Genomic DNA, 500 nt, shown 5'->3' with positions numbered 1-500 from the left:
TTATGCTCTAGGAGGGAATTTTGCTCAATTTACTGAAGAAAGTGGTGCTAATCAATCTTGTTGCAGCATTGATTGTTATTCTCTTAGCTCAGTTTGTCCCCTTCTTTGATACTACTCAGCCAGTCGACTTTCTGTTCTTCGTTGTTATCGTGAACTGGGTTTTAGCAAAGCTTATGTGGGAAGGTGGCGTATATAGTAAAACAGCGCATATGGATGATTCTAGAACAGATAAAGTTTACAAAATGGTAGAAGGTCATGATTTCGAAGAAGACCAACGAGAGCAGCATAGAATGAACTTCCAGGCAGGTTTGGTTTTCTTTATTGCAGGGCTTCCAGCGTTTGTCACTTGCTTAATTCTCCAATTTCTTTGAGTACGAGCATAACAAATTGTTCAAGAGTGATTCGGCACGCGTGGCATTTTTACCATGCGTTAGGTTTGGTGATTAAGGTGGTATGCGGAAGCTTAGGCATTGCGTGCCTCACACCTTAACAAGGCGTTA

Annotated in this window: 1 protein-coding gene; it reads left to right on the top strand. The window is 41.4% G+C overall.

Features of this window, described 5'->3' with window-relative positions; all coding sequences use genetic code 11:
* Positions 1 to 20: 20 nt before the first annotated feature.
* Positions 21 to 371, top strand: coding sequence for a hypothetical protein (locus R7R24_RS30910; protein WP_054577365.1), 351 nt, complete (start codon positions 21 to 23; stop codon positions 369 to 371).
* The last annotated feature ends 129 nt before the right edge of the window (positions 372 to 500 follow it).

The organism is Vibrio sp. 704, from assembly GCF_033339295.1.
The sequence above is the reverse complement of the archived record's forward strand: the minus strand, read 5'-3'. Positions and strand labels throughout refer to the sequence as shown.